The 8,341-nt window shown below is 61.8% G+C and carries 8 protein-coding genes, 1 tRNA gene and 1 pseudogene; 5 read left to right on the forward strand and 5 right to left on the reverse strand.

Annotated features, from left to right (window positions below; genetic code table 11):
- Positions 1-37: 37 nt before the first annotated feature.
- Positions 38-1,435 carry a DNA repair protein RadA gene (radA, locus tag FZZ85_RS10240; protein WP_226414839.1) on the forward strand — a complete coding sequence of 466 codons (1,398 nt, stop codon included), beginning with the start codon at positions 38-40 and terminating at the stop codon, positions 1,433-1,435.
- A gap of 1 nt (position 1,436) precedes the next feature.
- Here the strand turns inward: radA and FZZ85_RS10245 are convergent, their stop codons facing one another.
- Positions 1,437-1,958 (reverse strand): photosystem I assembly protein Ycf3, encoded by a 522-nt coding sequence (locus tag FZZ85_RS10245; RefSeq protein WP_226414842.1) that lies wholly within the window; start codon positions 1,956-1,958, stop codon positions 1,437-1,439.
- Between the two features lie 85 nt (positions 1,959-2,043).
- Here FZZ85_RS10245 and FZZ85_RS10250 point away from each other — a divergent pair, with 85 nt between their 5' ends.
- Genes FZZ85_RS10250 through FZZ85_RS10260 form a run of 3 tightly spaced genes read left to right on the forward strand, consistent with a single transcriptional unit; the run spans position 2,044 to position 5,944 of the window.
- Positions 2,044-4,368, forward strand: a complete 2,325-nt coding sequence (locus FZZ85_RS10250; protein WP_226414844.1) for a cation-translocating P-type ATPase — start codon at positions 2,044-2,046, stop codon at positions 4,366-4,368.
- On the forward strand, positions 4,365-4,994 hold the full coding sequence (gene tmk, locus FZZ85_RS10255) for a dTMP kinase (protein WP_226414846.1): 630 nt from the start codon (positions 4,365-4,367) through the stop codon (positions 4,992-4,994). Before FZZ85_RS10250 ends, tmk begins: the two co-directional genes overlap by 4 nt.
- Complete coding sequence (locus FZZ85_RS10260) at positions 4,991-5,944, forward strand: DNA polymerase III subunit delta' (protein ID WP_226414848.1); 954 nt, start codon at positions 4,991-4,993, stop codon at positions 5,942-5,944. Before tmk ends, FZZ85_RS10260 begins: the two co-directional genes overlap by 4 nt.
- 8 nt (positions 5,945-5,952) lie before the next feature.
- On the opposite strand, the gene FZZ85_RS10265 is transcribed toward FZZ85_RS10260, so the two are convergent.
- The 4 genes from FZZ85_RS10265 to FZZ85_RS10280 form a co-directional block, all read right to left on the reverse strand.
- Positions 5,953-6,741, reverse strand: coding sequence for a response regulator transcription factor (locus FZZ85_RS10265; RefSeq protein ID WP_226414850.1), 789 nt, complete (start codon positions 6,739-6,741; stop codon positions 5,953-5,955).
- 283 nt (positions 6,742-7,024) lie between these two features.
- Positions 7,025-7,096, reverse strand: a tRNA-Asn gene (locus FZZ85_RS10270).
- A gap of 16 nt (positions 7,097-7,112) precedes the next feature.
- Positions 7,113-7,850, reverse strand: coding sequence for an ABC transporter ATP-binding protein (locus FZZ85_RS10275; protein WP_370631184.1), 738 nt, complete (start codon positions 7,848-7,850; stop codon positions 7,113-7,115).
- Positions 7,792-8,055: a hypothetical protein gene (locus FZZ85_RS10280; protein WP_226414860.1), complete on the reverse strand. Its 264-nt coding sequence runs from the start codon at positions 8,053-8,055 to the stop codon at positions 7,792-7,794. The genes FZZ85_RS10275 and FZZ85_RS10280 overlap by 59 nt, the downstream gene beginning before the upstream one ends.
- 163 nt (positions 8,056-8,218) lie before the next feature.
- Between FZZ85_RS10280 and FZZ85_RS10285 the strand changes: the two are divergent.
- Positions 8,219-8,341 (forward strand): annotated as a pseudogene (locus tag FZZ85_RS10285) (photosystem II D2 protein (photosystem q(a) protein)); the annotation flags it as partial.

The following is an 8,341-nucleotide window of genomic DNA, read 5'->3' on the forward strand; positions in this document are numbered from 1 at the left end:
TTCGTTCATTCAACGGCAACTTTCTTCACAGTTCGCAGTGCCCAAATCCACCGCTGTTTTCATCTGTCAGGTCTGTGGAGCCCGTGCCCGACAGTTTTTTGGTCGTTGCCCGGAGTGCGGCAGCTGGAATTCATTGGTCGAGCAATCCCAGCCTGCCGACGATGGACGCCGCCGCCGCAGTGCCCCGGATCCGGAGCTGGCCGCTGCCCCGCGACGGTCCATGGCCATTGCCTCGCTGGAGGATCAGCCGCTACAGCGTCTGGCGACCGGGTCGGCGGAATTTGACCGGGTCCTGGGTGGTGGTCTGGTTCCCGGTTCGCTGGTGCTCGTGGGAGGCGATCCGGGAATTGGCAAGAGCACATTGCTGCTGCAGAGCGCTTCAGCGATGGCAGCTGGTGCATCAGTGCTCTACGTGAGTGCTGAGGAATCAGCTCAGCAGGTGAAGCTGCGCTGGCAGCGGCTTGCCGGGGGGGCGTCTGAGCTGCAGTTGCTGGCCGAAACCGATCTGGAGCTGGTGCTGGAGGAGCTGGAGGCACTGCGCCCCGCTGTGGCGATCATCGACAGCATTCAGGCGTTGCATGACGCCAACCTCACCACTGCGCCGGGGTCGGTCGGTCAGGTGCGTGAATGTGCGGCCGCCCTGCAACGGCTGGCCAAACGCCAGAACATTTCTTTGTTGTTGGTGGGCCACGTCACCAAGGAAGGCATGTTGGCCGGTCCGAAGGTATTGGAACACCTCGTGGATGCGGTGCTCACCTTTGAGGGGGACCGCTTCGCCAGTCATCGCCTGTTGCGGGCCATCAAGAACCGCTTCGGTGCCACCCATGAGTTGGGTTTGTTTGAGATGCAAAGCGGTGGTCTGGCCGAGGTGGGCAACCCCAGTGAGCTGTTCCTCAGCGATGCTCGCGCCTCCGGTGTCGCCACGATCGTGGCCTGTGAAGGCACGCGTTCGTTAGTGGTGGATCTGCAGGCCTTGGTGAACGTCACCAGCTACGCCAGTCCGCGACGCACGGCCACAGGGATCGGCACCAACCGTCTGCACCAGATTCTCGCGGTGCTGGAGAAGCACATGGGACTGCCGCTCTCCCGCTTTGATTGCTATCTCGCCGTTGCCGGTGGCCTTGATGTGGAGGAACCGGCGGCTGATCTGGGAGTTGCTGCAGCGGTGGTGGCCAGCTTCAGAGATCTCACCCTGCCTGCGGGCACGGTGTTGATCGGCGAGCTCGGTTTGGGAGGGCAGTTGCGCCCTGTGGGTCAGCTGGAGCTTCGGCTTCAGGAAGCGGCCCGGCTGGGGTTCCAGCGTGCTGTCGTTCCCCGGGGCAGTGGCCTGGGCGATCTGGCCTCGGGTTTGGATCTGGCTCTTCTGGAGGCCGACAGCGTCACCGAGGCCTTGGTGGTGGCGCTCGGTGAGGCCGTGCAGCCCGACCAGGACTGATTCAGAAGTAAACGTCGACGTTGCTGCGGCCCGTGGACTTCAGCCAGTTCTCGATATCGAGATAACCGCCGGGATTGAGGCGTACGGCCTGGGTCCAGACGTCAGCGGCCTTGTCAAACCAGCGATCTGCTGTGTCCTGTTCACCGCCTTCCTCGGCGATGCGGCCTCGCTTCTCGTAAATCAGTCCCATGTTCTTCAGGCATGAGGGCTGGTTCGGGTTTGCCTCGAGAGCCTTGCGGTAGGTCTCGATCGCCCGATCCTCTTCGCCGTTGGACATGTAAATGATGGCCATGTTCTTGAGGGTTTCGCTCCGGTCGGTGGAGTTCTCCTCAAGCTTCAGGGCCTCCTCGTAGTTCTCCAGCGCTTCGGCGTAGTCACCATCGTTCTGGGCGGAGAGGCCATCGCGGTAGTAGACGTAGGCCTCCTTGGATCGGGCATTGATCGGCAATAGCTTGACGATCAGGTCCGCCATCACCGTGAAGCTCTTGTCAATGAAGTTGTCGTTGCGGTTGCTGCGGGGCACGGCGCTCCGGCGGACGGACCCCCATCCTGACGGGACCGGAGCCCGACCTAGCCTGTCCGTAAAGATCCCTGTTGCGTAAACACCTGTGAGCCCTGCGGTTCAGACCGTCGTCCTGGATGTGGAAGGGATGAAATGCGGCGGTTGCGTCCGCGCCGTGGAAACCACCCTGTTGGATCAGCCCGGTGTCCAGCGCGCCGATGTGAATCTGGTCAGCCGCTCGGCCTGGCTCGATCTCACCGCCGGTGAGAGTGATGTAGGTCGTGTCTTGAAAGCCCTTGCGGACAGGGGCTTTCCAGCCAAGGAGCGCGCCTTGGATGACCCCATCGGTGCTGCTGCTGGGCAAGCGCTGCCGGGTTTGTGGCAGCAATGGCGACAGCTGATGGTGGCCTTGGTGCTGCTGTTGCTGTCGGTGCTGGGGCATCTCAGCGAGGCAGGTCATCTTTCGCTCCCCCTGATTGGCACACTGCCTTTTCACGCCACGCTGGCCACGGTGGCTCTGCTGGGACCGGGCCGTCCGATTCTGATGGGTGGTGTTGCGGCGGCTCGAGCAGGGGCTCCCAGCATGGATTCCCTTGTGGGACTGGGGGTGAGCAGTGCCTATGTGGCCAGCTTGGTGGCCTTGGTTTGGCCCCAGGTGGGTTGGCCCTGCTTTTTCAATGAACCGGTGATGTTGCTGGGGTTCGTCCTGCTCGGACGTTTCCTGGAGGAACGGGCTCGTTTTCGGACTGGTCAGGCCCTACAGCAATTGGCCGAGCTCCAGCCGGAAACTGCGCGTCTGCTGTTGACCGACGGGGCGATTCGTGAGGTGCGTGTTGGCGCTCTCAGGCCCGGCGAAACTGTGCAGTTGCTGGCCGGTGACCGCATTCCGGTGGATGGGGTGGTGCTTGACGGGGCCTCGGCCGTTGATGTGTCCAGCCTCACCGGTGAACCTTTGCCGCTGCAGGCGGAGCCCGGCACGGAGTTGTCCTCCGGCAGCCTCAATTTGGAGTCAACCCTGGTGCTGAAGGTCACCCGAGTTGGTGCTGAAACCGCCCTGGCCCGGATCATTCGTCTGGTGGAGCAGGCCCAGGCCCGTCGGGCCCCCATCCAAGGCCTGGCCGATCGTGTGGCAGGCCGCTTTTGCTATGGCGTTATCGGTTTGGCCCTCGCCACATTTTTGTTTTGGTGGTTGTTCGGTGCTGCTCACTGGCCTGAGGTCCTGCAGGCTTCAGCGCCTGGGATGCCCATGCCCCATGAGATGTCCCATGGGATGGACCATGGCCATGGCATGAATCACGGTGGCTTGGGCAGTGGAGCCAGCACCCCGATGGGTCTGGCTCTGCAACTGTCGATCGCGGTGCTGGTGGTCGCCTGCCCCTGTGCCCTCGGTCTGGCGACCCCCACCGTGATCACGGTGGCCACTGGCCTCGCAGCACGACGCGGCTGGCTGTTTCGCGGTGGTGATGTGATCGAAACCGCCGCCGGTTTGGAGCATGTGGTCTTCGACAAGACCGGCACCCTCACCTTGGGTCGCCCACTTGTGACTGATGTGTACGGGGATGACCCGGGTCACTTGTTGCAGCTGGCGGCCAGCCTCGAGCAAAGCAGCCGGCATCCGTTGGCCTATGCCCTGCTGCAGGAGGCCCAGGGCCAGGAGCTCGCTCTGTTGGAGTGCGAGGACGTTCGCACCCTGTCTGGTCAGGGTCTCGAGGGCCATGTGGACGGTGCATCGGCTCGGGTGCGTGTGGGCAAGCCCGACTGGTTGGTGGAGCAGGGTGTTGCCATTGCCCCCGCAGCCCAGGACTGGCTGGCCGCCGCTGAAGGCTCGGTGGTGGCGGTGGCTGTGGGAGATGTCCTGGTGGGGCTGGTTCAGATCGAGGATCAGATGCGCCCGGACGTTGCTCCAGCGCTGCAACGCCTGCGCTCTCACGGTCTGGCGCTTTCGGTGTTCAGCGGTGATCGGCAGGCTGCCGTGCAGCGTCTTGGTCAGCAGTTGGGCTTTGCTGCACAGAATCTGGGCTGGCAGATGCTGCCGGAGCAGAAGCTGCAGCGCCTCGAGCAGCTGCGGCAGGAGGAGCGGGTGGCGATGGTGGGCGACGGTATCAACGATGCGCCGGCCCTGGCCGCGGCTGATCTTGGGATTGCCATTGGCACCGGAACCCAGATCGCTCAGGACTCCGCTGGTCTGGTGTTGCTCGGCGATCGGCTCGACAATCTGCCTGAAGCCCTCAGCCTTGCGCGCCGCACCCTGGTGAAGGTGCGGCAGAACCTGTTCTGGGCTTTCGGTTACAACCTCATCGTTCTCCCGGTGGCCGCAGGTGCCCTGCTTCCTAGTCATGGGCTGCTGCTGTCCCCCCCGCTGGCGGCGCTGCTGATGGCCATGAGTTCGATCACTGTGGTGCTCAATGCCCTGGCTCTTCGCTTGCCATGAAAGGTCGCTTCATTGTTCTGGAGGGCATCGACGGCTGTGGCAAGACCACGCAGATCCAACATCTGGTCGAGTGGTTGCCCAACAGCGGTCTGATGCCGAACGGCGCTGCCCTGGTCTGCACCCGTGAGCCGGGAGGCACTCCCCTGGGGCGCTCGATCCGTGAACTCCTGCTTCACACAGGAGACCAGGAGGCACCAGCTCCCACCGCTGAACTGCTGCTGTATGCCGCCGATCGGGCGCAGCATGTTGAAACGTTGATCCGTCCTGCTCTGGAACGTGGTGATTGGGTGATCAGCGATCGTTTCGCGGGATCGACCCTCGCGTATCAAGGCTATGGCCGTGGGTTGGATCGGGACTTGATTCAGCGGCTCGAACAGATCGCCACCTCGGGGCTGCAGCCGGATCTCACCCTCTGGCTGCGCCTTTCTGTTCAAGAGAGCCTGCAGCGCCGTCTCGGCGATAAGGAAGACCGAATCGAAGCTGAGGGAGCCGCATTCTTGGAGCGGGTTGCGCAGGGTTTTGCCCAGTTGGCTCAGCAACGTTCTTGGTGCGCCGTCGCTGCAGATCAGTCAGCCAGTGCTGTTCGTGCTGCTCTGGAACGTCAGCTTCAGGAGCATCTGGCTTGAGCGCGCTGTTTGAGGATCTGATCGGCCAGCCCCTCGCCGTTGATCTGCTCGCGGCAGCCCTGGCCCAGGAACGCGTGGCCCCGGCCTACCTCTTTGCCGGCCCTGAAGGGGTGGGACGACAGTTGGCGGCGGTGCGCTTTCTGGAGGGACTGCTGGCTGATGGTCAGCCCTCGGCTCGGAATCGCCGACGCCTGCTGGAGCGCAATCACCCCGACCTGCTTTGGGTCGAACCCACCTATCAGCATCAGGGCCGTTTGCTGACCCGCGCCGAAGCCGAGGAAGCGGGTCTCAGCCGCCGCACCCCACCCCAGTTGCGGTTGGAGCAGGTCCGCGACATTGGACGCTGTCTGGCCCGGCAGCCGGTGGAGGCGAAGCGCGGCATGGTCGTGATTGAGGCCGCCGAGGCGATGCCGGAAGCGGCGGCCAATGCCCTACTGAAAACGCTTGAGGAGCCCGGCCATGGGGTGCTGATTTTGTTGACGTCAGCCCCCGAGCGGCTCCTCAGCACGATTCGCTCTCGCTGTCAGTTGATCCGTTTCCTCCGGCTCAACCCCGAGACCATGGCTCAGGTGCTCGAGCGCACCGGTTCCACAGCTCAGGATGCTCCCGAACTTCTGGCCCTGGCCGCCGGGTCTCCAGGCGCTCTGATCGACCATCGCCGCAGTCTGGCTGATCTGCCTGAAGGGTTGGTTCAGCGCTTTGATTCTCTTCCCGCCACTCCGATGGAGGCGCTGGCGTTGGCACGCGATCTCTGCGAAGCCCTTGACGGTGAGCAGCAGCTGTGGTTAATCAACTGGTGGCAGCACCGACTCTGGCGCTCCGGTAGTTCCGCCGCCATGCTTAAGCGCTTGGATACTCTTCGCGGCCAGCTGATTTCGTTCGTTCAGCCTCGATTGGCATGGGAGGTGGCGCTGCTGGACTTCACGCCATCCTTCTCAAAGGCCAACTGAAATGGTGATCAGGCTGATGCCCGGTCATTTTGTTGCTTGCGTTCCTCGCGGGCCATGGCCACTACGTCCTCAAGACCATCCATTTGCGCACTGGTGGGCAGCTCGAGGCAATAGCCCGCTCCATACACCGTTTTGATGAACCGTGGCTTGCGCGGATCGGGTTCCAGCTTGGTGCGCAGGTGTCTTACGTGCACGCGAATGGTCTCGATGTCGTCGTCGGGCTCGTAGCCCCACACCTCTTTGAGGATCAGTGAGGGAGCCACGGTCTGACCGTGACGCTGCAGCAAGCAATGGAGCAGTTCGAACTCCAGGTGCGTGAGCCGCACGGGTTGATCGAACCAAATAGCTTCAAAGCGCTCGGGCACAAGGGTGAGCGGCCCGTAGCTGAGGATTTCGTTGTGGTTAGTGGATCCAACGGGCGCTCTGTCACTACGACGTAGCAGTGCTTTGATCCTCACCTGAAGCTCCTCCAGGTCGAAGGGTTTGGTCAGGTAGTCGTCGGCTCCTGAATTGAAACCGCTTACCTTGTCTTTGGTGCCGCCGAGAGCCGTGAGCATCAGGATCGGAATCCCTGCTGTGCGGTCGTCCCGTCGCAGGCGCTGACACAGGGTGAGGCCGTCCACTTTGGGCAGCATCAGATCGAGCAGGATCAGATCCGGGGTGTATTGGAGCGCAAGGGCCTGACCTTTGATGCCATCGTCGGCCCGCTGCACATCGAAACCACTGTGCTCCAAATGGCCGCTGACCAGGTCGCGCATGTCCTGGTCATCTTCGATTAGCAGGATGCAGGGCTTCATCGGTTCGGCGGCAATTCGGCTGGAGAGATAAAGAGCGCTTGTCTGTAGGGATTAACGCTGAACGGATTCTCTCAAGCTTTTCAAGTGTTTGCAGATTTCCAGTGAAGAGCCCATTGTGGGCTTGGTTGTCTCAGATCGCTTGCAGGATAAGCGATCTGAAGCTTTTTTCCAGTTATCTTTCGCCGGTGCCTGTTTAGGAAGTCTTCCGCTTCGGGCAATCCCCCGTCACGAATTTTCTCTTTTCGTCAATAAAAAAGCCACAGCATGAGCTGTGGCATAAAAGCTCCCCGGGCGGGATTCGAACCTGCGACCAATCGATTAACAGTCGACCGCTCTACCGCTGAGCTACCGAGGAATGAGACCCAGAGACCTTACCCCTCGAATGTGCCGCCCTGCAAGCGCCTTTGCAGCTCTGAACCACGGGTCCATGCTCCAATCCGACCGTCTTGCATGCGGGCAGCGCCGTCGGCGAACGCCAATTCCCCGAGCCTGTGGGTGATCCACAGCGCCGTGATCGGGTTGACGGGGTCTTTGCAAAGCCGTTGCACGGTGATCAGCACCGTGGTTTGGCTGGTGGGATCCAGCAGGGCGGTCGGTTCATCGAGCAGCAACAGCCCGGCGTCACTCGCGAGGGCTCCTGCAATGGCCAGGCGTTGTTTCTGGCCGCCGCTGAGGCTGTGAATCGGTCGGTTCTCCAGTTGGGCGAGGCCGAATTGGCACAGTAAGTCGCGCACGGTGCTCTGGCGATGCTGCTGAGGCCCTTCAGGGTCCATGCCCAGCATCAGATCGCTGCCGCAACTGGGAAGCAAAAGCTGATGGTCTGGGTTTTGAAACACCAGGGCCGTTTTGGTGCGGCAGGCGATGCGCCCGCTTTGAGGTTCTAGAAGTCCGGAAATCAGGCGGAACAGGGTGCTCTTGCCGCTTCCATTGCTACCCACCAACATCCAAAGGCCTGGGCCCGGGATGACCAGGTTGCAGCGATTGAGGGTCTGTTGGCCGTTCGGCCAGCTGTGGCTGACGTCCTCAACGCTCAGTTCGGCGGAAGAGGTGTCAGGAATCAAAGGAAAAGCCGGGACGCTTGCTGCCACCCGACGCCGAAGCTTTTTCATAAAGCTGAACCGCCAGAACCTCACTGACCAACAGCGTCACTTTCTTGCCTTCTACTTTCTCGCAGGTGAGCTCCAGCAGCCGCGGTTGACCGTTCTCAAGGGCCTGACGGATCTGCTGATACAGCGCATCGGCATCTGCCTGCTCCTTGCGCTGAACAGACACCGGGACAGGACTCATGCGCAGGGCCAGTTCGATGACGTACACAGCGTTGGAAAGAATTGATGAGTCATCTTCGCGGAGGGATCGGAATCCCGTCGGTTCAAAAATGCGCATTTCTACTCATCCCGTCGAAATGGGTGTGGGGAGCCGCCCCATTTCTGTGATCAACCCCTAGGCTCATTCGTGTAACGGATCATGAAGCACTCTCATGACGATCGCTGTAGGACGCGCGCCACAGCGGGGATGGTTTGACGTCCTCGATGACTGGCTCAAGCGCGACCGCTTCGTTTTTGTCGGCTGGTCCGGCATCCTTCTTCTCCCAACGGCCTAT

Origin of the sequence: Synechococcus sp. MU1642, from assembly GCF_020514115.1 — a bacterium.
Lineage (GTDB): Bacteria > Cyanobacteriota > Cyanobacteriia > PCC-6307 > Cyanobiaceae > Parasynechococcus.

Excerpts from the sequence above, each read along its gene's own strand:
- tmk (WP_226414846.1), top strand. The coding sequence starts at position 4,365 with ATGAAAGGTCGCTTCATTGTTCTGGAGGGCATCGACGGCTGTGGCAAG.
- FZZ85_RS10275 (WP_370631184.1), bottom strand. The coding sequence starts at position 7,850 with ATGAAAAAGCTTCGGCGTCGGGTGGCAGCAAGCGTCCCGGCTTTTCCT.
- FZZ85_RS10265 (WP_226414850.1), bottom strand. The coding sequence starts at position 6,741 with ATGAAGCCCTGCATCCTGCTAATCGAAGATGACCAGGACATGCGCGAC.